Origin of the sequence: Marinobacter sp. DY40_1A1 (assembly GCF_016597815.1) — a bacterium.
Lineage (GTDB): Bacteria > Pseudomonadota > Gammaproteobacteria > Pseudomonadales > Oleiphilaceae > Marinobacter > Marinobacter xiaoshiensis.
Genome location: NZ_VCHA01000001.1, coordinates 610,685 through 632,963, shown reverse-complemented (window position 1 = coordinate 632,963; position 22,279 = coordinate 610,685). Strand labels below are relative to the sequence as shown.

Here is a 22,279-nt window from a genome sequence, read left to right as displayed (position 1 = left end):
GATCAGCCGATCAGGTAGGGAATGCTGGAGATCAGCCGGTGTGCATGATCCAGAAGCTTGGTTAGTAACCAGGGCCCCAAAACAATGATAACTATAAGTGTTACCAGCAGGCGTGGCAGGAAGCTCAGGGTTTGCTCGTTGATCTGTGTAGCGGCCTGAAAGGTACTCACAACCAGACCAATAACCAACCCAGGCCCGATAATGACGGACGCGAACAGCACGATCATCCACAAGGCTTCACGGATGATGTCGATAACGGTTTCCGGAGTCATGCTTCTCTCCTGTCTCTCATAGCCGGCCTATATCCCGTAACTGGCTGCGAGGGTTCCCATAATGAGGGCCCAGCCGTCTACAAGAACAAACAGCATAATCTTGAACGGCAGCGAGATGATGATGGGTGACAACATCATCATACCCATGGCCATCAAAACACTGGCGACGACCATGTCGAGAATAAGAAACGGAATAAACAGTATAAATCCTATCTGGAAGGCTGTTTTCAACTCGCTGGTTACAAAGGCCGGCATCAGAATCCAGAATGAAACATCCTGCGCAGTATCGTACTGAACGTCGGCAATGCGCATGAACAGCGCCAAATCATCTTCCCGGGTTTGCCCCAGCATGAATTCCTTGAACGGCTTACTGGCCAACTCCACTGCTTCCAGGGAAGTTACTTCCTCCTGAAGGTAGGGTTGCAGTCCCACGCGATTAGCCTCTTCAAGCACGGGCTTCATGATAAAAATACTGAGAAACAGCGCAAGGCCAAGCAGTATCTGGTTTGAAGGTGTCGCCTGCAGCCCCAGAGCCTGGCGCAAGATTGCAAACACCACGATGATGCGAGTGAAGGATGTCATCATCATGAGCATGGCAGGCAAGAAGGTCAGCGCGGTCATCAGCGCCAGAATCTGCAAGGTTACCGAGTATTCCTCAACACCTTCACCCTCGCCGGGCTGAACCGTGAATGCGGGAATACCAGGCAAGTCTGCAGCCGCCAACGGGGCCCAGAACATACCTGCAAGTACAACTAAAAATGGAATGTGTCGTTTGAGTGCGGCCACCATCATAGAATCCGTCATTCCTTGCTCGGAGCCGTCCAGGATTTGCCAATCATGCCCTGCAGCCGTTTGGCGAAGTCTCCGGAAGTTGCTTTACCTGCATCCACAACCGGTTCTTCAAAAACCTGAAGCGTTCGTATCGCTGACGGGGTGATCCCCAGTAAAATCTGCTGGCCGCCCACCTCAATCAGCGCGATGCGCTCGCGGGCGCCAATGGCCATTACGGAGACAACCTTGATGGCATTGTTATTCATGCCCGTCATGCCATTCATTCTGCGAATAATCCAGGCGCAACCGTAAATAACGGCTATGACAGCCAACAAGCCGACACCCAGGCTAAGTAACGTGCCCAAGGTATCCGGAGCGTTGCCTGCCACTTTTGCCGGTGCGCTTTTTATGGCCTCAGCAGTTTCTTCCGCAATGGCGGGTAACGCCAACAGGAGTAGCGAGGCTACCGCCGCTTTAATCCACATACTATTTCTGCAGCCGCTTGATGCGTTCGCCCGGGCTGATCACATCGGTCAGGCGGATGCCGAATTTTTCGTTGACCATAACCACTTCGCCGTGGGCAATGAGGGTTCCGTTTACCAACACATCCAATGGCTCACCTGCCAGCCGATCCAGCTCGATCACCGAACCCTGGTTCAGCTGCAGCAAGTTGCGAATGGGTATCTGGGTATTCCCGACCTCCATGGAGATGCTGACAGGTATATCGAGAATCACATCCAGATCCGGCGGCGTAGCGCTGCCCTTGGTCGCCATGCTGCTTTCGTCAAACTCTTCCATAGGGGCTGCGCGAACGCTGCTATCGGCGGCTTTACCGGCCCCAGTCTCCCCGGCCTCTTCCATAGCTTGGGCCCACTCATCTTCCGTGGACTCTTCAGAGCCTTCATCACCGGACTCTTCCATGGCTGCTTCCCATTCGGCAGCCAGCTTTTCGTCCTCGCTCAGCTCCTGACCTTCTTTCTTATCGTCAGCCATTGCGTCCTACCTTCGATTGTTTTTTTACCTTTGGGCGTTCCGCCCGCTCATGAATTCTCAACGCCAGCTTGCCGTCTCGAGTTCCCATGGTTGCCTTGTAAATAGGAATACCATTGGCGGTAACTGTCAGATGCTCAGGCACCTCTACCGGTATAATATCGCCAGCCTTCAGCTTGGCGACTTCCCTCAGGGAAATCCGACGCCTGCAGACAGTGGTGTTTATTGGAACCTCCACCTCTTTGATGTCCTCCTGCATGGCACTGACCCAGCGCTCATCCACGTCGTCAACGTCGCTTTGCACACCGGAATCGAGCACGTCACGTATAGGCTCAATCATTGAATAAGGTAAGGCAAAGTGTAGCTCACCACCGCCGCCATCAAGTTCGATGTGGAAAGTGCTAACCACCACAACCTCGCTGGGGCTCACAATATTGGCCATGGCAGGGTTTACTTCGGAGCTGAGGTATTCAAAATCTATTTTGATAACCGCTTGCCAGGCTTCCTGCATGTCCTGAAAAACCTGGTTGAGGACCATCTGGACAATGCGATTTTCTGTTGGCGTGAACTCGCGGCCTTCGATCTTGGCATGCCGCCCCTCACCACCGAAAAAGTTATCAACCAGTTTGAATACAAGCTTTGCATCCAGAACAAACAGGGATGTTCCCCGCAGCGGACGTACCTTGCAGAGATTCAAACTAGTGGGCACATACAGAGTGTGTATGTACTCGCCAAACTTCATGATCTGAACGCCGCCGGTGGAAACATCCGCATTTCGGCGCAGCAAGTTAAACAGGCTGATACGAGTGTAGCGGGCAAAGCGCTCGTTTATCATTTCCAGCGTCGGCATCCGGCCCCGGACGATACGATCCTGACTGGAGAGGTCGTAGGACTTTACGCCGGTTTCGTCGCTTTCTTCATAGGTATCGATGTCACCTTCATCTACGCCGTGAAGGAGCGCATCAATTTCATCCTGTGACAGTAAATCCTGCATACCTAGTCCTGCCGCTGAAAACCTGTGCCCATGTAGGGGCTCTGTTGCGCTAACTATTGAACGACGAAGTTTCTGAACAACACCCTGGTGATGGTGGGTTCGCCTTCCTGTTCCAAAACCTGATTAACCGTATCCAGCATGCTGTCTGCGAGGTTTTTCCGCCCTTCCGGCGTTTGCAACTCGGCAAAGCTGCTACTGCCAAGCACCATCACCAACTGGCTACGAATCAAGGGCATATGCAGTTTGGCCGCAGCCAGAGCCTGAGGGCCCAGAGATTCCAGCGACACATACACCTGCACATAACGCTGGCGCCCCTCTCCCTGAACCGTTGTTACCAGAGCTTTTTCGATCTCCAGATAAACACTGGGTGTAAAGGGTTCTTCCGTTACCGTACTGTCCTCACTGGCGGCGTCGCCCCCCATTCCGGGTATAGTGCCACCGAGAAACCACAGGGTTCCTGCAACGGATAACGCAATCGCCAGTATCACTACGATCACCAGCAAAATGATCAGTTTCAGTTTACTTTTTTTGGCCGGTGCTGCCTCAGCTGTGCTGTTTTCTGCCATAGTGTTTTTCGCCAGAAATCCGTCAATGAACTCTTATGCCCAAGACGTTTGTATATTTGTTTGCAAGGAGCGGGCCAGAACGCCCTGCCCTCCGTTCAGTCCCGCAGTTTAGCCTTGCGAGAGGTGTGGGGCAAAGCGGATTGGCGAACAGCGTTCAGTATTTAGTGCTGGTGCTCAGGCAAATACATCGATGGCGCCATTCCAGTTCAGGTCAAGACTGCCAGCTTGCCCCCCTTCGTCACCGCTTTCTGCCGCTGACAGTGTTGTGCCAGACCCGGTCGATGAGCCATCCCCGTCACCTGTATTCTGTTCTCCAGACGAGTTCCGAGAGTTATCCGACACGTCAAATTGAGCCAGGGAAAGCCCTTGCTCGCCCAGCATGTCACGGAGCCGGTGGGAATGAAGTTCCAACTGTTCCCGAACAACGGGGTTTGCTGCATGTACAGTGATGTTGGCCTGGTCATTCTGAACCCGAACCCGAACCTCCATTGGCCCCATGTCAGGAGGCGTCAGGTGAATCTCAGCCACCGACAGGTTTTTGGCTGTGAGCCAACTGAGCTTGCCCATGAGTTTGTCGCCCCATTCTGCATGATTTACGGGCACATCAACCGATGTTGCGTAACTCCTCAGAGGCACCTGCGCGTCTGCCGCCAGCTTGCCGGCAGCGTTGTTGGCGTTTTGCTGGGAAACCAGTTCAACTGCCGATTCGAAACGGGTTCCGGTCAGCAGCGCAGAGGGGTCAATTGAACTGGCCGATTTACCGGCCAAGGGCATCACTGAATCGGACAACTGTGTGGCAGTCTGTTCAGGTTTGACTCCGGCAAGACCTGCAAACAACTGGGCGCCCGGCGCTACTGCAGCTGGATTATTCGCAGGTAATCCGCCTGCCACCGCAGCCTGCCCTGTTGTCGGCACCAGCAGCGCCTGCAACTCTGCAAACGTCAGGGGAATAGCCAGCGCTTCCATCTCTGGCGCTATTTCTGCGTTCGCTCCGTCAACACTCATACCAGCCACAGCCGTTTCGTCTGCTGCGGCCGTCTTGTCAGCTTTTGCTGGCGCGCCGGGCTTTCCGGAAGGCTGGGCCTGATTCGCAGTCGGCTCACTGTCTGCTTTCCGGGCGTTTCTGGCTTCGGTTTGTTTGTTATCGTCGTTACGCTGGGCCTGTTGGCGATCCAGTCGCTTCTGCTCCGTGCGGGAAACAGAATCATACCGGCTTTCGCCACCCACACTGTCGCGAGCTGATCCGGCTTTCGAAGCACCGGCATCATTCTGCATCCCTGGTGCGGGAGTCTGGGGAAGAACCATCTGAGTCATGGCAACCTCTTGCCGCTTTTGAACCCTGGATGCCTGATTCAATCCGCCTAAAGGCGGTTTATCAGGCTCATACCCGGATAACTGCAAAAGCGGTGCCAGCCTACAGCCTTTGGCTCCATTACCGGTTCAGCAGACTATTCCGCGCCCCCGGCCATCAGCGTGTGCAGGGCATCCGTCACCCGCTGAAACTCTGCGTCTATGGTATCCAGAACGGGCTGAACATCACTCAGGCGCCCGTCCTGTCCGGCTTTCTCAACTTCCCGGCAGAGAGCTCCAAGACGCGGTGCTCCAATATTGATACAACTGCCCTTAAAGCTGTGGGCGGTATGGGCCAAAGCCTCGGCATCTCCGTCACTTATGGCTTTTTTCAGGCTTTCGATTCTATCTCTCGAATCGCTCAGGTAGGTGTTAATCAGTGTTTCGAATTCATCTTCCATTACATCCTGAAGCTCTGCCAGAGCTTCTTCATCAAGGTGTGGCTTATCAACCATGACCAACTCCCTTGTTCCTGTTAAAGGTTATTATTAAAAGAACCATTCATAGACAACGTCTACCCGGCTCCCTTTCTTATCAAACTGGACGGTTTTCGCCAGCCGTTTTATTAATGCCAAGCCCCTGCCGCCGTAGCGGGGACCACTCTGAGCCATCTCTGTGGCTTGCAGAACGGGATGGTTCTGGAAATCGAAGCCCTCGCCGCTGTCCTCGCAGACAACACGCAAACGCCCCCCCAAAGCCGTCAAATCGTGATGAAAACTGAACCGTATATAGTGACCATCTACCCGGCTTAGACGTTTGGCCCGTTCGGAATAGTATCGGTCAAAGCCCTCTGGTGTATATTTCCATTCCGATGGAAGCTGAAGTACACCGTGCTCAAGCGCATTATTGTACAGCTCTGAAAGCAGTGTATAAACTTCTCCGCTCCTTCGCCGTAACCCGGGCACTTCCATACAGATATGCAGGAGTAGTGGCAGAGGGTTAAACTCTCCAAGCGTACTCCCCTGGAGTTCGTAATCACAACGCCACTGCGTTGGCCCAGCCAGGGTCGACAGCTCAACGGCATCAGGCAAAGCCGCCTGACCTGCTTCATCAACCATTTCCAGACAACAAAGCGTTAGATCGTCGCCAAACTTGTGCTGCCCGGTAAACCGCTGTATTTCGCTCATAAGTGCATCAAACGGGTGCCTGCTAAGGCCAGCATTTTCTATAGCCCTACGAACGCCCTGCTCACCAAAGAGCTGCCCCTCGCTATCAGAGCATTCCAGCACACCATCGGTCATCAAGAGCAAACGGTCGCCTGGCCGCGACCTCACAGTTTCCATGTCTGCCTTAAACTGGTCCGGACCCAGAATTCCCAGAGGCAAGTGACGCGAAGGCAGGCTGTAACGCTCAGTTGGCGACCGCATCAGCCACATGTCAGGCAAGCCGCCATTCCAGATATTTAACTGATTCAGAGCAAAGTCTACTTCCACCATAGCGCCGCAGCAGAACATATCTTTCGGGAGAATCCGGACCAGCTTCTGGTTTATTTCCCTGAGGATATCGGCACCATTAAAGCCCTTTCCCGCCATGCCATAAAAGGACTCAGCTACGGGCATAGCGCCTATCGCTGCAGGTAATCCATGGCCGGTAAAATCTCCCGCAAATACAAGCATTCCACCGGCCGGCCGGGGTGAGGCAAACAGTACATCGCCACTGAACACTGATAAGGGGGATGCATGGAAACGAATATTAGGCGCATTCAGGCAACCGGTATGAGCGACATTATCAAAAACCCCTCGGGCTATGTGTTGCTCTTTCAGCAACTGCCGGTTTCGCTCATGCATCAGGTCTCGCTGATCAGACAGCGCCTGGTGCATCAGGCGCATCCGGTTGAACGCATTGACCTTGGCTTTGATCATCACCCGGTTATAGGGTTTGCTGAGAAATCCATCCCCTCCGGCTTCAAGGCACCCTGCCAGGTCCTCGGGCTCGGTCAGAGAGGTAATAAAGATCAGCGGCACCAGACGCTCACCCGCAAGTTTCTTGATATGTCGGGCAGCCTCCATGCCGTCCATTGAAGGCATGAGTGCATCCAGCAAGACAATATCCGGCGTTTCCGACTGAAAGAGTGCCACTGCCTCGTGGCCATTGGCCGCATCGACCACCATGTGGCCCAAGCGCTTCAATAAGGTTTTCAGTATCAGGCGGTCACTGTCGCTGTCGTCTGCAATGAGAATTTTGAGAGGTGCAGATTCATCCATGACAGGTTCCAGTGATCTGAGGGATCACCGAATGGTGAACAGTTGCTCAAAGTTGGAGATGGTCAGTATCTTGCGGACATCGTTGTTGCAGTTCTGAATGACAATATCGGCACTGTCTCCGCCCGCATGATCCCGGAGCAGAAGCAGCATACCCAGCGCAGAACTATCGAGATAGGTTGCGTCTGACAAATCCACAACGTAGCCACTAACATCCCGCCCACCATGTTCATAGGCATCACGAAAGGCCTGGTGAGTACTGAAATCAAAGCGGCCTTCTATCTTGATGGTCAGGGATCGTCCATCGTGACTGCGGTGGGTCTCAATTGGCATCCGCATAAACCTCCGGTGGTATTTATTAAAACATCCGGCAGCCTCTGTTCAGGCGCCCCGTGTTTATACAAGGATAGCGCAGCGCTGCCAGTTTGCATGAAGTGAAGAATGATTCAGCGCAAGCATCAACGACTGCGACGAGCAAAAGCCCGGCCAGCAGCCTCATCCGCAAGCTTCTGTTCCTGAACATCCTGTGCCCTGCTTTCTTGCTGGCGACAGGTTTCAATGTATTTTTCCATTCCTCGACGGCGCTCCCAGGCTTGTTGCCACTCTCGCCTGCGGGCCTCAAACACTGCTTCAGCCTGGGTAAGCTGTTTTTGCTGCTGCAGGATAACCTGATCAAGCTGGGCAATAAATGCCTGCCAGGCCTGCAAGCGATTTACCTGCACCACGCCATGCTGGCTTTCTCGAATCTGATCCCGGTATTCCTGCTGGTAGCGGTTGAGCTTTGCCACCTGTTCACTGTGCTGCTCAACCACTTCGCGAGCCTTGCCCATCAATTCGAGCGCTTCCTTCTCCTTTCGCTCTTCAAGAGTGAGCACAACCGCGAGGCGTTTTGAGCGCAGCATTATTCAGCACCTCTATTGGTACCGGCCGTTGGATCAAGAGCGGCAGATTTACGGCGCTCCGGTGAACGCCTCTCCGGAACGACCGACAGCAAGCCCTCAATACTTTCAGGCAAGGAAGCGCGCTCGTTAAGGTCCTGCTGCAGGAATTGGCGCATATTGCTGATATGAGTAATGGCAAAATCGGTTTCCGGGTCAGAACCCTTCACGTATGCACCAACACTGATCAGATCGCGGGCCTGCTGGTAACGGGAATAAACCTGTTTAAACCGCTGGGACCGAGCAAAATGCTCGGTTTCTGTTACTTGTGGCATAACCCGACTGATGGAAGCTTCAACGTCGATGGCGGGGTAGTGGCCCTCTTCCGCAAGCCTTCGGGACAGCACAATGTGACCGTCCAGTATCGCCCGGGCTGCATCTGCAATGGGGTCCTGCTGATCGTCGCCTTCGGTCAATACGGTATAAAATGCAGTAATGGAGCCGCCTCCGGGTAAGCCATTGCCCGTTCGCTCCACCAGTTGCGGTAGTTTGGCGAACACAGAAGGCGGATAGCCTTTGGTCGCAGGTGGCTCCCCAACCGCCAATGCAATCTCGCGCTGGGCCTGAGCGTACCGTGTGAGCGAATCCATCAACAGCAGCACGCGCTTGCCTTGATCCCGGTAGTACTCTGCAATGCGGGTAGTCAGCATGGCCGCACGCAATCGCATCAGAGGCGAATCATCAGCCGGGGAGGCAACCACAACCGACCGCGCCAGGCCTTCTTCACCCAGAATATCCTCAATAAATTCTTTAACTTCCCGGCCCCGCTCACCAATCAGGCCCACAACGGTGATATCGGCGTCGGTAAACCGGGTCATCATGCCCAACAACATACTCTTACCAACACCACTGCCCGCAAACAGGCCCAAACGCTGCCCCTGACCAACGGTCAGCAAGGCATTAATGGCCCGGATGCCCACATCCATGGATTGGCGTACAGGAGCGCGGTTAAGAGGGTTGATAATATCGCCGGTAAGAGGCACTCGGGCTTCAGCCTGCAATGGCCCTTTGCCATCAAGGGGCTCGCCACTGCCATCCACCACACGGCCCAGCATAAGAGGGCCAACAGGCACACGGCTGGCAGAGGATAACCGAACCACTCTTGCGCCCGGCTTAAGCCCTTCAATGGCAGTCAAAGGCATGAGGTAGACTTTATCATCCTCAAACCCCACCACTTCCGCCTCAACCGTGCCGCCACCTTCGCCTTTTATCACACACCTGTCGCCCACCACCATCGGGCAGCCGACACATTCCAGCGTTAGCCCAACCATTCTGGTCAGGCGACCTGAAAGCTCAGGCTCCAGATCTGAGCGGAGATAAGCCTGATATCGATCGAGGCGGTCAGCCAGGGAGGATGTCATCAGGCTCGCCTTCGACAGGTTTATCTTCGGGGGGCATACTGCCCTCAGTAGCCTCTTCGCTTGTTTTTTCTTCCGGAGAGCTCAGTACATCTCGCTGAAAGTCTGTCAGATCATCCATCAGCGCGCCCAATTCTTCAGGTTCGCCGCTTTCACCATTGCCGACCTGAGGCTCCAACATGCTCTGAACAGCGCGCTGAAAGCGTTTTTCGACGGTAAAGTCGACGAGACTATTGCGGGTTTCAACCCGACAGCCGCCAGGCAATACCTTGTCATCCTCTACAACAGAGGCTGTCGCTTCAAAACGCCCAGCCACTTCAACAACGGCGCTGTGATCATCCGGATGCACATAAATCCGAACATTTTCCGCCGTGGTGGGCAAGGCTTCCATGGCTCGGCGCACCACCTTGCGTATCTGTGAAGAGTCGATAGTCAGTTCGCGGTAAACAACGGCCCGGGCAAGCACCATGGTGAGGTTCAGCAAAGAAGTTTCAATTTCATCCTGGTGCCGACCGATAGGCACCAGCAACTCCCCCAGTAATTGTTCAAGGCGATCCAGGCTTGCGCTGACTTCCTTGCGGGTTTCGTCATAACCCTCGCTCTGGCCCCGTTCTCTCCCTTCGGCAAGCCCGGCTTCAAGGCCTTCTTTGTGGCCCTGCTCATAACCCTCAGCACGACCCTCCTGCAATCCCTGCCCTCGCCCTTCGTTAAAGCCATCATCATGCGCAGCCTGGCGAATTTCGACGATATCACCGGCGGTCAATGGCTTTACGTTACGCTCTTCCACACGGGCAACCTCGTTGCCACGGGCATCGAGCAACGGGAGTTCCCACCGCTCATAGGCGGTAAGTTCCTCTTTGGGAATGCGACTGAGGTCTTTAACAGGATCTTTGGAGGAGTCTTTCATCACATCATTTCTTCACCCGCGCCGCCCAGCGTGATTTCTCCCGCTTCGGCCATGCGACGGGCAATGTTAATAATGTCTTTCTGAGCGGATTCCACTTCGCTCACCCGCACAGGGCCTTTCGCTTCCAGATCGTCCTGCAGCAGCTCGGCTGCACGCTTGGACATGTTCTTGAATATTTTTTCCTGCACTGCGTCATCAGCGCCCTTGAGGGCAACAACCAGCACTTCTGAAGACACTTCTCGCAGCAACGCCTGAATACCCCGGTCATCAATATCCTTGAGGTTATCAAACACAAACATAAGGTCTTCGATTGTTGTGGCGAGGTCCGGGTCCATATCCTTGATGGAATCCAGCAGACTGCCTTCAATACTGCGATCCATAAAGTTCATAATGTCCGCCGCGCGCTTTATGCCGCCTATGCGACTGGTCTGGGCCGCCGACCCGCCGGAGAACTGCTTTTCCAGAATATCGTTTAGTTCTTGCAGGGCCTGGGGCTGAATACTTTCGAGCGAAGCCACCCGCATCATTACGTCGAGACGTACCTTTTCATCCAGGGTTGCCAATATTTCGGCAGCCTGGTCCGGATCAAGGTAGGAGATAACTATGGCCTGAATCTGCGGGTGCTCATAGCGGATAATATCACCGACAGCTCTTGGCTCCATCCATTTAAGCGTGTCCAGGCCGGTGGTATTGCCACCGATAAGAATGCGATCAATCAGGCTCGCAGCTTTATCGTCACCAAGAGCCTGTGTCAGCATGGCGCGAATATAATCATCATTGCCAACGCCAAGCCCGGTCTGGCCACCCACTGCATCCACAAACTGATTGAGCACATAGGTTACATCGCCTTTGCTCACATCCTTCATCTGAGCCATGGCAACACCTACCCGCTGGACCTCTTTGGGCCCCATATGCTTGAGCACTTCAGCAGCATCTGCCTCGCCCAGAGACATCAGCAGAATCGCCGCCTGCTCTACCCGAGGAATTTTCCTCTGAGGCGCTTTAGGTGCATCAGCACCTGGCGCTCCGGATTGATCAGTCATCAACATTCACCCACTGGCGCATCACCTGAGAAACCCTCGCCGGATCTTCGGCAATCAGGCCTTTAAGAGCATTCAGTTGTCTATCATAGCTGTCTGTCGCGCCCGGCAAAAGCAAGTCGTCCTGCGAGGTCAATGCTTGTCGCAAAGCATCGTTTCCACCCTCGTCATCATAACCATCCAAATCGGAATCCCCACTCCGGGCACGCTGAGCGCCACCAGACAGGCTCTTCAATGTTGGACGCAACAGGCCTAGCACCAATACCAATATCACCAGACCAGCCAAAACCTGCTTCATGAGATCCCAAAACCAGGGCTGTTCCCAGAACCCGGGAGTTTCAAACTCGTAAGCTTCTTCCGGGGCAAACGCTGTATTCATTACAGTTACACTGTCACCCCGTGCAGCAGAATAGCCTACAGCATCCCGCACAAGCATGCTCAGGCGCTGCAATTCCTGCTCGGGCCAGGCTTCATAGGTTACCGCGCCGGTATCCGGATTGACCACTTTCATGTCGTCAACAGCCAGTGCTACCGTTACACGCCTTACGCGCCCCAACTCCTGCCGCGTGTAACTGACCGTACGGTCCATCTCATAATTTCGTGTTGTTTCCTTGCGCACATTCACTGGCGGCTGCGCTGGTACTCCATCCTCTGCAGCGCCCGCTTGAGCATTAACCTGTTCAGGCACTGTGGCGTTAGCGGGAGGCTGATTAGACAGAGCACCCGGCACACCACCGTTAAATCCGGCAACGCGCTGCTCTGTTAAATCGCGCTCACTGCGCACAGCTTGCTGCTCCGGATTAAACAGCTCCTCTGCCTGCTCAACTGAGGAAAAATCCAGATCTGCAGAGACTTCGGCCCGGTACCGGCCTTCGCCAACAATAGGTGCGATTAAAGAGGCAACGCGGCGCGTAAGACGCTCTTCCAGGCGCGAGGTGTACTCGTATTGATCCTGCATGCGCTCGCCATCGCCGCGAGTGGTTTTACCAGTCAGTAAATTCCCGTTCTGATCAACAACCGTGACATGGTCCTTGTTCATCATTGGAATACTGCCGGCTACCAGATTGACGATCGCTGCAATCTGTTCCTGCTCCGGACGGCGCCCTGCAAAAACTTCCAGAAACACCGAGGCGGTAGGATCACGGGCATCCCGCACAAATACAGAACGCTCGGGTATAGCCAAGTGAACCCTGGCAGCGCGCACGCCACGCATACTGCTGATGGTGCGCGCCAGTTCTCCCTCAAGGCCACGACGGTAGCTGACCGTTTCCATAAACTGGGAGGTACCCAGGCCACGATCTTTGTCGAGCAGTTCGTAACCCATGGTTTTTTGATCTGTAACGCCCTCGGCCGCCAATTTAAGCCGGGCTGTATATACCTGCTCGGAAGGCACCAGCAGAGCACCAGTGCGCGTATCCATTTTATAATCGATACCATTACTGTCGAGAATGGCGGTTACGTCCTGAGGGTTGTACGCAGACAAATCCCCCACCACTGGCTGATAGTTCGGCTCCTGCGCCCAAAGTACAACTGCGAGGCCCAGTGCAACACTGGCAGCAAGCCCCACCATAAGGCCAACCTGTCGCAGCAGGTTCAGGCGGTTAAAGCCCATAAACAAGTCACTGCTGCTTTCGGAGCCACCGCCACCCTGCGTGGCTGGCATATTCGGGACTGTTTCTGCGGGAACGCTGGCCATGTCTGTGCTCCGTTATCAGATTGGCATATTCATGATGTCTTCGTACGCCCTGACCACCCGGTTACGCACCTGGGTTAAGGCCTCAAAAGACACCGTAGATTTCTGGGCTGCAATCATCACTCGGGTAATATCCACAGTGGGGTCGCCCATATCGTAGGCCGTACGCAATGAATTGGCTTCCTGCTGAACCTCGTTCACATTGTTAACGGCCTTGCTCAGCATGTTACCGAAGCTGCTAGTCTCCTGGGTTTGATCAACCTGTCGCGGCCCATCAATACGGCCACGTACTGATAAATCCTGGTCAACACGCTGGTTCTGATTCATTTGCGAACGCAGTGCGCGGATATCGGAAAGAACACTGTTGATGTCGGCACGCTGAACCATAACTTTCTCCTGACACCACCCCGACAGGGGCTGGCTTGCTGATCTAACTGTATTGATTAAGTCTAAGCAATGGTCAGGCCAGGATTACTTTACCCTTAATTTACATAATGTTATGAGCGCCAACTAAAGACAGACGTTCCACAGCGACAGAGTTTTGACAGAATTAAATTACCCACAATACCTGTGGATAAGATTGTTAACACAGCAAGGACAGGTCACCTACAACACCGCGAAATGGGGCCTGCAGAGAACTGGTGTGAAATTGAACAGTATGAGGCACGCAGCCATAAAAAAGGCACCCATAGGGTGCCGAATGAAGGGGTACTACGATAATTCGGTTTTACGCCATAGCCAGCTCAGCATCCAGGTCTATTCCGGCATCGCGCATCTGAGCCAACTTGTATCTCAGTGTTCTGGGGCTGATACCCAACTGTTCCGCCGCCCTGTTGCGGCGACCCCGCTCACTTTTTAGCGTCTGGATGATGATACGAAACTCTTGCTGGCGCAGATCATCTCCCAAGGTCCCCGCTTCAACCATGGCAGGGGCGGGGTCGTCTGTTTCATGGACTCGTGATGGAAATGCTGCCGAAGCAGGCTGCCCCTGATGTTGTGGAAAAGATTCTTCAATACCAGCTGCAACCGTTGCCGGGGCTGCTGATGCAACCGCGTGGCCATCGAAGCGTCCGCTTGTGCCCATATCGAGACACAGGTCGCCCGCGTGAATCACGTTACCCTGATGCAGAACCAGAGAGCGCTGGATGGCATTATCCAGCTCCCGCACGTTGCCAGGCCAGCTGTGTTGAACCAGAGCGTTGCGGGCATCCGCAGCAAAGCTGATGCCGGTCAGTTTCATCTTGCGACAGTGCTTCTTCAGCAAATAGGTTGCCATGGGCAATATATCCAGAGGGCGCTCCCTCAATGGCTGCCAATGCATAGGGAATACACTCAACCGATAGTAAAGGTCTTCCCGGAACCGGCCTTCCCGCACAAAATCTGCCAGATCCCGGTTGGTGGTCGCAATTACGCGCACATCCAGGGAGATGGTTTTGCGCCCGCCTACCCGCTCCACTTCCCGCTCTTGCAGAACACGAAGCAATTTGGATTGCAGAGCCGGATCCATCTCTGACACTTCATCCAGTAAAATCGTTCCGCCATTAGCTTGTTCAAATTTACCTGGGGCTGATGCAATCGCACCGGTAAAGGCACCTTTTTCATGGCCGAACAGAATCGCTTCAAGCATGTTCTCGGGAATAGCCGCGCAGTTAATAGCCACAAACGGCTGTTCCGCCCGGGGCGACTGCTGATGGATGTACCTGGCCAGCACTTCTTTACCGGTACCGCTCTCGCCGGAAATCATCACCGTAGAATCACTGCCAGCCACCTTGGCTGCCAGTTGAAATATGCGCTTACTGGCGGGGTCTTCAGCTACTGGCTCATCGCCAGACTTCGGGCGACTGCCGCCGACTACCTTGGTAACGGCATCAACCAACACCTTGGGCTCGAATGGTTTCACCAAATAATCCACTGCACCGGATTGCATGGCAGAAACCGCGTGGCTAATTTGGCCGTAGGCTGTGATCAGCATCATCGGCAAGCCCGGGTACAGCCGCTGCACCTCTCCCAGCAATTCATGGCCGGAGAGGCCGGGCATGTTTACATCGCTGACCACCATATCGACTGGCGCCTCTGCCAGACGCACCAGCGCCTCATGGGCATTGGAAGCTTCGCGCACGCGGAACTTTGCCAGCTCCAGAGTGGTTACCAGCGCCTCCCGCAGGTCACGGTCATCTTCAACAATCAGTATCTGGGCCTTGGCCATGGTTGCCTCCGATTAAACGGTCTTACGAGAAAGGTTACGGGAAGGGCTACGCAAAAGCGGCAGACGCAGAGTTGCAACAGCACCGCCCTGCTCTGGCGAATCAATAGAAAACTGCCCTTGATGCGCTTTGACAACGGCCTGCACAACCGCCAGGCCAAGCCCGGTGCCGTGAGATTTCGTTGTGTAAAAAGCTTCTGCAAGCCTGCCAGCTTCCGCTTTGGCAAAGCCCGGGCCGTTATCCAGAACACGAATCAGTAGCTCGCCCGCGTCCAAAGTAACCTGAACAGCTACGGCGGTTGCACCCGCTTCAAGACTGTTATTCACCAGATTGGTACAGGCGCCCACCAACGCATCCCGGTTACACATCAACCGACAATCCGCTGGCACATCATTCTTTAGCATCACATCCGAACCGGATGCTGGCTTGATTCCATCCAGTGCAGATTCCAGAGCCGAAACCAGTGTTGCGGCAGAAAGCTCCTCCGCCAACCGGGTTTCGCCCCGGGCAAAAATCAACATATCCCGCACCTGCTGCTCCAGGTGGGTAAGCCTTGACATCAAGCGGGATGCACAACGCTGGCGCATCTCCTCATCCAGATCATCCTGGGTTAAGTGACCGCCATAGAGAATAGCCGCAGACAAAGGGGTACGAATCTGGTGCGCAAGCGACGCAACCATCTTGCCCATGGCGGAAAGCCGCTGTGCGTGAGCAAGCTGTGATTGCAGATGACGGGTTTCTGTCTGATCGGTCAGCAGAATCAGCTGCCCTGGCTGGTTTTCCATGGTACGAATTTCAATGCTCACCCGGCGCCCATCTTTCAAAGACACCTCGTGACCATCATCCCGGCGTGGCGAGAAACAACGGCGAATCACATCCACCCAGCGCTCACCGTCCAAAGGCTCACCCAACAACGCAGCCGCTGCCGGATTACTCTGGGACACCACACCCTGACTGTCCAGAACCACCACACCCGCTGGCAGAGCTTTCAAAAGAGTAGAAAGCCGATCAGCCAACTGCTCCTTCTCTTCCAGCTCCTGCTGACGCTGCAGAGACTCCTGGCTCAATTCGCCAGACAACTGGTTAACCCGCGACTCCAGCGTGCGATATGAATCGGTAATCTGCCGCGACATCTGGTTAAACATCTCCAGCGCAGAATCCACCGCCTCATCATCCTGCTGCGGAAACAACGCCCTAACCTTATCGTTAGCATCCGCCGCCGCATTGGCCTGGGCCTCATGCTCCACCGACTGAATGACAAACTGTGCCTGACTCATAACCTGACTCCCGATTAACCCGTCACACCGGGCCACACCCTTCGGATGATTCGTTTGCAGATTACAAAGCGAGCTTCGTGCCAACTAGGATTTTATCATATAAATCAATGAACAGGATTAACCGAAGAAAGGTGAACGACGGGTTTACGTCGTCCAGAAACGAGAAAACGCCAAAGGCCGAAAACCTTTGACGTCTTATTGTCACAAGAAAAAAGAAGGCTACTCAGGACTCCTCAGACTCCTCCTCCCGAAGCCCATACTTCCGAACCTTCTCAACCAACGTAGTACGCCGAACCCTGAGTTTCTCCGCCGCCCGAGCAACCACCCCGCCAGCTTCATCCAATGCCTGCTGAATTAACTGCCGCTCAAGGTTCGACAAATAATCCTTGAGATCAATGCCATTCACCGGCAACAAAGCAGGAGCATCCAGCCCTACCAACCCGGGAATGCCAGACGGCATGCCCGAATCCTCAACGGGCCGGTTCTCATCAAAGTCATCCACATACCGGAACTTCTTGGGCAACTCCTGCACACCGATTACCGAGTATGGGTGCATAATCGCCAGCCGCTCTACCAGGTTCGCAAGCTCCCGTACGTTACCCGGCCAGTCGTGCCGGCACAGACTCATGATCGCCGCCGAATTCATTCGTAAAGAACCGCGCTTCTCTTTCTCCATGCGGGAAATCAGCTCATTAATCAGCAGCGGAATATCCTCCACCCGATCCCGCAATGACGGCACCTCAATGGGGAACACGTTCAGCCGGTAATACAGATCTTCCCGGAACTCACCGGTTTCGATCATATCCTCAAGGTTCTTGTGGGTTGCAGCAATCACACGAACATCGGCAGAAATAGTACGGTTACTGCCAACACGCTCGAATGTACGCTCCTGCAAAACGCGGAGTATTTTCACCTGCATGTTAAGGGGCATATCGCCGATTTCATCCAAAAACAGGGTGCCACCTTCCGCCATCTCAAAACGCCCGACCCGCGCCGTAATGGCACCGGTAAATGCGCCTTTCTCATGGCCGAAAAGCTCACTCTCCAGCAGCTCCGCCGGAATGGCACCACAGTTTACAGGCACAAATGGCTTGTCACGGCGAGATGAGTAGTAATGGAGATTTCTGGCAACAACTTCTTTACCGGTACCAGACGGCCCGGTAATCAGCACGCTCACGTCCTTATCGGCCACTTGCTCCATCAGCTGGCGTACTTGCTGCACCTTGCGACTGGTACCAACCAGGCTGCGGAACAGCTGCAGCCCCCGCTGCTCACCACGCTCTTTGGAACGCCGGAACTGATCGCTGTAGATTTGCGCACGGTACAGGGAGTCAACAAACTTGGTGTAATTAAGCGGCCATTCCATACGGGCAATAACGCGTGAGGCATCTGTCTCCGCAAGACCTTTGAGTAAAGGGTCGCCAACCATGAGGAAAGGCACGCCCTGCACTGCCTTACACACTTTTTCGATTGTGCTGACGATATTCGGGTCTTCCCCGTTTACCACGACAACCGAAATGTCCGCCAAACTTTCTGCATCGCCAGATTCAAGGAGCGCCAAGGCTTCGTCGCCTGCTAAAACCTGCTCCTCGCCGACGAACTCCAGAATAGTCGCCAGATCCCGACGCCTCGACTCGTCCTCACTCAGCACCAGCACCTTGTTATTTTTGGACATTCACAAACATCTCTTTGGGGGATATGTGCGGTATTTAAGACTGTAAACACAGAAGAGTCAATTTTATGACGCTATTTTGGCTGGGTTGTTGAAACGTTGTGATAGGCTTTGGCAGCACTGCGGTTTCGATTCACACCTTTCAGAGCCTGTTCCGCTTCAGCCTTGGCTCGGGTGGCACCCTCACCCGCTGCGTCCATAAACTGGCGCAACTCTTCAAGCCGAGTGCGAACCAGTTCCGGATCGGCCTTCCCGGCTTCCAGCGAGGCCATCAGGGGTTCTATTGTAGGCTTTACCTGCTCGTTAAGCCGCACCAGGGCATCCCAATCCTGGTCTGCGAGTGCGTGACCCAGGTCTGCCATAAGCTGATCGAATCTATCCAGGTAGGCCTGGAGTTCTGAAGAAGGGGGATTCTGAGGGTCGGCCATAACCTGTTCTCCTGGAAATAAGGGATAGAATACGGGCGACCCGGTCAAGCCGCTGGCTAGCGCCAGCAACTCAACCGTTTACACTGAAATCAGCGGCGAGCGTCTCGCCTTGCTGAGGAAGCCGTAAATTCGCTGCCCCGGAACCCGGGCTCGAAATTATAAGCGGGATAGTTATTGTTCAAACCATCAACATAATAACGCTTCGCCTTGAGGTCGTAGGTCATTTCCATGGTAGTCCAGAATACTGGCACCTGGTAATAACTGATGTTGTGGGCCTCGGAAACACGCCACAAATTGCCCGCCTCGTCATACTCTTCGGACATCAGGATTTGCCAACTGTCTTCATCCACATAGAAAACACGACGGTCATAAATGTGCTTGATGCCGGTGCGGCGAGTTGCCTCGACTACCCATACCCGGTGCAGTTCGTAGCGGGTCAGCTCCTGATTGATATGCCCGGCACGGATGACATCACCCGGCTTGACAGACTCATCATGCAGTTTGTAAGCATTGTAGGGAACAAACATTTCCCGCTTACCCTTCAACTCCCAGTCGTACTGGTTGGGCGCACCGTTATACATATCTTTCTGATCGACCGAGCGCAGAGAAGAAGAGTTCGGCAAGTCTGTTTCATACGCCAGGTTCGGCGAGCGCCTCAGGCGTCGGGATCCGGCGTCATAACGCCAAGCCAGCCGCGGCGAGCGCACCTGATCGAGGGTTTCATGCACCAGTGTGATTGTTCCAGCCAAGGTAGAAGGTGAAATTGTATCGGTCTTGAGATAGAAGATTTTGTTATCTATATCAGCAAGCACCGCCCCTTCCTTGCTGTAAGGGAAGTAGTAGTCGTAGTGATTAACTACAGGGTTGTAGGAGCCATCCACCTGGGGCGTTGCAGAGGCACTCCGGAAGGATACCTCTTCACCGCGATACCGCAAAATGTGGTTCCACATCACTTCAAGCCCGGTTTTCGGAATGGGAAACGGGCTTGTCATAATAGTGTTGCGCACGCCATTACCGTTATCCAGCACCTCCGCAGTCAGCGCATTCTCATAGTATTTCTCGTACACATTCTCAGGAAATGCTGCTGTACGGCGAGTCTGGTAAACCGGCATAAAGAAATTCGGGCCGTACTGGCTCAGCATTTTAATGGAGCCTTCAGAGAGCCTGTCTTTGTAGAGGTGCATGTTGCTCGCAGTGATTACGAACAAGGTTTCGTCTTGGGGAAATGGGTCTATCTCAACCTGGCCCTTACGCCAGTTAGCAGGCGCCTCACTCAGCCCGCCGGTCCACTCGGGAATGCTACCGGAGGCATTGCTTGCCCGCTCAGCACCAACCGGCGTCAAATCCCGTTTTAGCCGTTCTGCTTCAGCTACCGTTACTGCTGACAGCACCTGGCCGGTATACCCAACCAAAAGAACTGCCATACATGCGACTAATCGGCTCCGCATTCCTTACCCCTCCAGACAAACCAATAACCCAAGACGAAGCATGCTTTTTGCCAAATTCAAACGCCCGTTTCAAGTCATTAATTGTGTTTTATTGTCACTTGGGACCAAGTCTGCAGGGGGATAAAGAAATCTGCAAACCAAAATGGTAGAATGGCGGATTAATTAAGGTGAGCGCTCGATGGCTTCTCAATGGTATTCGCTGGTTTCACAAAAATTGTTTCTTGCCAGCACGTTACTTGATGTCGCGGCTCAAGCGGCTGCTACAGGAAGCTCGGCGCCAACGCAAAAACTGCAGCAGGAAGCAGCAACACAAGGCTCTATCGAACTGCTGCTGAGAGCGAAACAATTATTACTGGCAATGATTGCCAGGCTTTACCAGAAACGCCCGAATAGGCCTTTGTCCCTCGCGGAACTGGCCAATCTTATTGGCGATGAGGCCACGGAAATAGAGCTTCTTACAACTCTTGAACGGGACAGCAGAAGCTGGTGGAGCCACCTTGATCAGCTCGAGACTGCTCAGAACAACCCACCAGCGACACGGAAGACGGTTAACTCAGAAAACATTATTGCCGTCTCAGCAGAAACCGGGCCAGACCGATCAGCCCAAGCTCTCAGAAAAACTCTGAAAGCCATAAAACAGTTTACCGACAACCTGGAAGCGCAACACGGCGAGTGGTAATCCCTCCCAATACACACTTACAGGTTCTCAACATTAAAAGGTTATTGAAATGTCACCATCGTTTTTCGAAATTGTACAACTGAACAACGGCGATTATGCCCTTCGCCGCATCGACGACGACAGCGCGCCATTAGTCAAAATTTCATTTTCGGATGAAGCCCGTGAAATGATGGGAGATCGGGATATGTCTGTGGCCAAAGCCATGATTGCGGCGGGTATAGAAGCTGCCGGGACTGTGTCTCACGACATTGACTGGGAAGACGACGAACTGGACGTTTCAGACGCCCAGCCCGCATACACACTGCATTAAGACCGGACTCAACGCTGCCTGAGAACGACCCCGTGGCTGTTGCCTTTAGCAGCCGCTTCCTGCAAGGAAGCAAATGCTGTTTTACCCAGCTTCCCCGTCCACATAACCACCGCATGACAGGTACCCGCGCTTAGTGCTATCTCAGCAAGCTGACGAGCCGGGTACTCAGCAGTAGAACGCAAAACCAGCAGTTCACCGGTAATGATACCGTGCATCTTTTGCCACTTACTCACCAGCGCCTGGGGCGGGTCTATCCACGCCAACCAGCGCTTCTCCTGGTTCAGCTGAGTCAGCATTGGCAATAGCAGTTGAAAGTTCTCTACCTGCCCCTCCGGCAGAATGATTTCCGTTACATTTCCAGCCGGCGCAGGACTTTCCACATCAGGCTTGCGCCGCGTCCGGATAACCGTGCGCTGCTTCGGGGCTGTGTATTCCGGTACCAGGCCAGGCATAACGCTCTGCTGCCACGCAATATTCTGATTAAAGCTTAGCTGTTCCATATATTTACCCGCCTTTACAATGCGTCTGTGGTTATGCTGGCCCGATCAGTGCAGATCGGAACGCCGGATAACACCCACACCCAGCCCTTCAATAAACAATTCCTGCTCTTTCAAATCGATTTCTATCGGCGCAAACTCTTCATTTTCAGCGATCAGATAGACTTTCGAACCTTCTTTCCTAAAGCGTTTCACAGTCACTTCATCACCCACCCGGGCTACAACCACCTGGCCATTTCGAACATCCTGAGTGCTGTGCACAGCAAGCAAGTCGCCATCCAGAATCCCGATATCTTTCATGCTCATACCCCTGACACGAAGCAGATAGTCAGCAGAAGGCGAGAAAAACTCTGGCTTGAGCGTGCAATGGTCTTCAACGTGCTCCTGGGCCAGAATCGGACTGCCCGCCGCTACCTGACCAATAACCGGCAAACCGGGGTCTTCGGCAACTTCAGGCAACCGGATACCCCTGCTGGCACCCGGAACCATTTCGATGGCACCCTTACGCGCCAATGCACGCAAGTGCTCTTCCGCCGCATTCGCAGAACGGAAACCCATCTCTGTCGCAATTTCTGCACGTGTAGGTGGATAGCCGGTTTCGTCAACAGATCGACGAATAATTTCCAGTACCTGGGTTTGTCTTGCTGTCAGCTTCATTGTTTCGCTGCTCCGCTTGCTGCATGC

General features: G+C 53.9%; 25 protein-coding genes. 2 read left to right on the top strand and 23 right to left on the bottom strand.

Annotated elements, in window-relative coordinates:
- Nucleotides 1-2: 2 nt before the first annotated feature.
- From fliQ to FFI61_RS02820, 21 genes are all read right to left on the bottom strand, one after another.
- On the bottom strand, nt 3-272 hold the full coding sequence (gene fliQ, locus FFI61_RS02920; RefSeq protein ID WP_071267679.1) for a flagellar biosynthesis protein FliQ: 270 nt from the start codon (nt 270-272) through the stop codon (nt 3-5).
- A 27-nt stretch (nt 273-299) separates the two neighbouring features.
- Nucleotides 300-1,064: a flagellar type III secretion system pore protein FliP gene (fliP, locus tag FFI61_RS02915; RefSeq protein ID WP_265092097.1), complete on the bottom strand. Its 765-nt coding sequence runs from the start codon at nt 1,062-1,064 to the stop codon at nt 300-302.
- A gap of 8 nt (nt 1,065-1,072) precedes the next feature.
- Nucleotides 1,073-1,528 (bottom strand): flagellar biosynthetic protein FliO, encoded by a 456-nt coding sequence (fliO, locus tag FFI61_RS02910; RefSeq protein WP_200201156.1) that lies wholly within the window; start codon nt 1,526-1,528, stop codon nt 1,073-1,075.
- 1 nt (nt 1,529) lies between these two features.
- On the bottom strand, nt 1,530-2,036 hold the full coding sequence (fliN, locus tag FFI61_RS02905; RefSeq protein WP_200201157.1) for a flagellar motor switch protein FliN: 507 nt from the start codon (nt 2,034-2,036) through the stop codon (nt 1,530-1,532).
- A complete protein-coding gene (gene fliM, locus FFI61_RS02900; RefSeq protein ID WP_200201158.1) occupies nt 2,029-3,027 on the bottom strand; it encodes a flagellar motor switch protein FliM in 999 nt (332 codons plus the stop codon). The genes fliN and fliM overlap by 8 nt, the downstream gene beginning before the upstream one ends.
- A 53-nt stretch (nt 3,028-3,080) precedes the next feature.
- Nucleotides 3,081-3,593, bottom strand: coding sequence for a flagellar basal body-associated protein FliL (gene fliL / locus FFI61_RS02895; RefSeq protein WP_200369199.1), 513 nt, complete (start codon nt 3,591-3,593; stop codon nt 3,081-3,083).
- A 174-nt stretch (nt 3,594-3,767) separates the two neighbouring features.
- Nucleotides 3,768-4,907, bottom strand: a complete 1,140-nt coding sequence (locus tag FFI61_RS02890) for a flagellar hook-length control protein FliK (protein WP_200369198.1) — start codon at nt 4,905-4,907, stop codon at nt 3,768-3,770.
- A gap of 134 nt (nt 4,908-5,041) precedes the next feature.
- Nucleotides 5,042-5,398, bottom strand: a complete 357-nt coding sequence (locus FFI61_RS02885; RefSeq protein WP_200201164.1) for an Hpt domain-containing protein — start codon at nt 5,396-5,398, stop codon at nt 5,042-5,044.
- Nucleotides 5,399-5,431: 33 nt separating this feature from the next.
- Complete coding sequence (locus FFI61_RS02880) at nt 5,432-7,147, bottom strand: fused response regulator/phosphatase (protein ID WP_200201166.1); 1,716 nt, start codon at nt 7,145-7,147, stop codon at nt 5,432-5,434.
- Nucleotides 7,148-7,171: 24 nt separating this feature from the next.
- A complete protein-coding gene (locus FFI61_RS02875; protein ID WP_200201167.1) occupies nt 7,172-7,477 on the bottom strand; it encodes an STAS domain-containing protein in 306 nt (101 codons plus the stop codon).
- Nucleotides 7,478-7,602: 125 nt separating this feature from the next.
- Nucleotides 7,603-8,046 carry a flagellar export protein FliJ gene (gene fliJ / locus FFI61_RS02870; protein ID WP_200201168.1) on the bottom strand — a complete coding sequence of 148 codons (444 nt, stop codon included), beginning with the start codon at nt 8,044-8,046 and terminating at the stop codon, nt 7,603-7,605.
- Entirely contained in the window at nt 8,046-9,443 is a 1,398-nt protein-coding gene (fliI, locus tag FFI61_RS02865) for a flagellar protein export ATPase FliI (RefSeq protein ID WP_200201169.1), read from the bottom strand. The genes fliJ and fliI overlap by 1 nt, the downstream gene beginning before the upstream one ends.
- The gene (locus FFI61_RS02860; RefSeq protein WP_200369197.1) at nt 9,424-10,347 is read right to left on the bottom strand and encodes a flagellar assembly protein FliH; all 924 of its coding nucleotides are present in this window, start codon (nt 10,345-10,347) and stop codon (nt 9,424-9,426) included. The genes fliI and FFI61_RS02860 overlap by 20 nt, the downstream gene beginning before the upstream one ends.
- The gene (gene fliG / locus FFI61_RS02855) at nt 10,347-11,390 is read right to left on the bottom strand and encodes a flagellar motor switch protein FliG (protein ID WP_200201171.1); all 1,044 of its coding nucleotides are present in this window, start codon (nt 11,388-11,390) and stop codon (nt 10,347-10,349) included. Before fliG ends, FFI61_RS02860 begins: the two co-directional genes overlap by 1 nt.
- Entirely contained in the window at nt 11,383-13,083 is a 1,701-nt protein-coding gene (gene fliF, locus FFI61_RS02850) for a flagellar basal-body MS-ring/collar protein FliF (RefSeq protein WP_200369196.1), read from the bottom strand. Before fliF ends, fliG begins: the two co-directional genes overlap by 8 nt.
- A gap of 15 nt (nt 13,084-13,098) precedes the next feature.
- Nucleotides 13,099-13,467: a flagellar hook-basal body complex protein FliE gene (gene fliE, locus FFI61_RS02845; RefSeq protein ID WP_200201173.1), complete on the bottom strand. Its 369-nt coding sequence runs from the start codon at nt 13,465-13,467 to the stop codon at nt 13,099-13,101.
- A gap of 340 nt (nt 13,468-13,807) precedes the next feature.
- The gene (locus tag FFI61_RS02840) at nt 13,808-15,286 is read right to left on the bottom strand and encodes a sigma-54-dependent transcriptional regulator (RefSeq protein WP_200369195.1); all 1,479 of its coding nucleotides are present in this window, start codon (nt 15,284-15,286) and stop codon (nt 13,808-13,810) included.
- 12 nt (nt 15,287-15,298) lie between these two features.
- Nucleotides 15,299-16,561, bottom strand: a complete 1,263-nt coding sequence (locus tag FFI61_RS02835) for a sensor histidine kinase (RefSeq protein WP_200201175.1) — start codon at nt 16,559-16,561, stop codon at nt 15,299-15,301.
- A gap of 223 nt (nt 16,562-16,784) precedes the next feature.
- Nucleotides 16,785-18,236 carry a sigma-54 dependent transcriptional regulator gene (locus FFI61_RS02830; protein ID WP_200369194.1) on the bottom strand — a complete coding sequence of 484 codons (1,452 nt, stop codon included), beginning with the start codon at nt 18,234-18,236 and terminating at the stop codon, nt 16,785-16,787.
- 71 nt (nt 18,237-18,307) lie between these two features.
- A complete protein-coding gene (locus tag FFI61_RS02825) occupies nt 18,308-18,661 on the bottom strand; it encodes a hypothetical protein (protein ID WP_227714566.1) in 354 nt (117 codons plus the stop codon).
- Nucleotides 18,662-18,750: 89 nt separating this feature from the next.
- Nucleotides 18,751-20,109: a DUF1329 domain-containing protein gene (locus tag FFI61_RS02820; protein ID WP_200201178.1), complete on the bottom strand. Its 1,359-nt coding sequence runs from the start codon at nt 20,107-20,109 to the stop codon at nt 18,751-18,753.
- Nucleotides 20,110-20,287: 178 nt separating this feature from the next.
- On the opposite strand from FFI61_RS02820, the gene FFI61_RS02815 reads away from it, so the two are divergent.
- Complete coding sequence (locus FFI61_RS02815) at nt 20,288-20,788, top strand: DUF6586 family protein (protein WP_200369193.1); 501 nt, start codon at nt 20,288-20,290, stop codon at nt 20,786-20,788.
- 49 nt (nt 20,789-20,837) lie between these two features.
- Nucleotides 20,838-21,098, top strand: a complete 261-nt coding sequence (locus FFI61_RS02810; RefSeq protein WP_200201180.1) for a hypothetical protein — start codon at nt 20,838-20,840, stop codon at nt 21,096-21,098.
- Between the two features lie 8 nt (nt 21,099-21,106).
- Here FFI61_RS02810 and FFI61_RS02805 read toward each other — a convergent pair whose 3' ends face one another.
- Together FFI61_RS02805 and lexA are read right to left on the bottom strand one after the other, a co-directional pair.
- A complete protein-coding gene (locus FFI61_RS02805; RefSeq protein ID WP_200201181.1) occupies nt 21,107-21,598 on the bottom strand; it encodes a cell division inhibitor SulA in 492 nt (163 codons plus the stop codon).
- Nucleotides 21,599-21,643: 45 nt separating this feature from the next.
- Nucleotides 21,644-22,252 carry a transcriptional repressor LexA gene (lexA, locus tag FFI61_RS02800; RefSeq protein ID WP_200201182.1) on the bottom strand — a complete coding sequence of 203 codons (609 nt, stop codon included), beginning with the start codon at nt 22,250-22,252 and terminating at the stop codon, nt 21,644-21,646.
- Nucleotides 22,253-22,279: the final 27 nt, after the last annotated feature.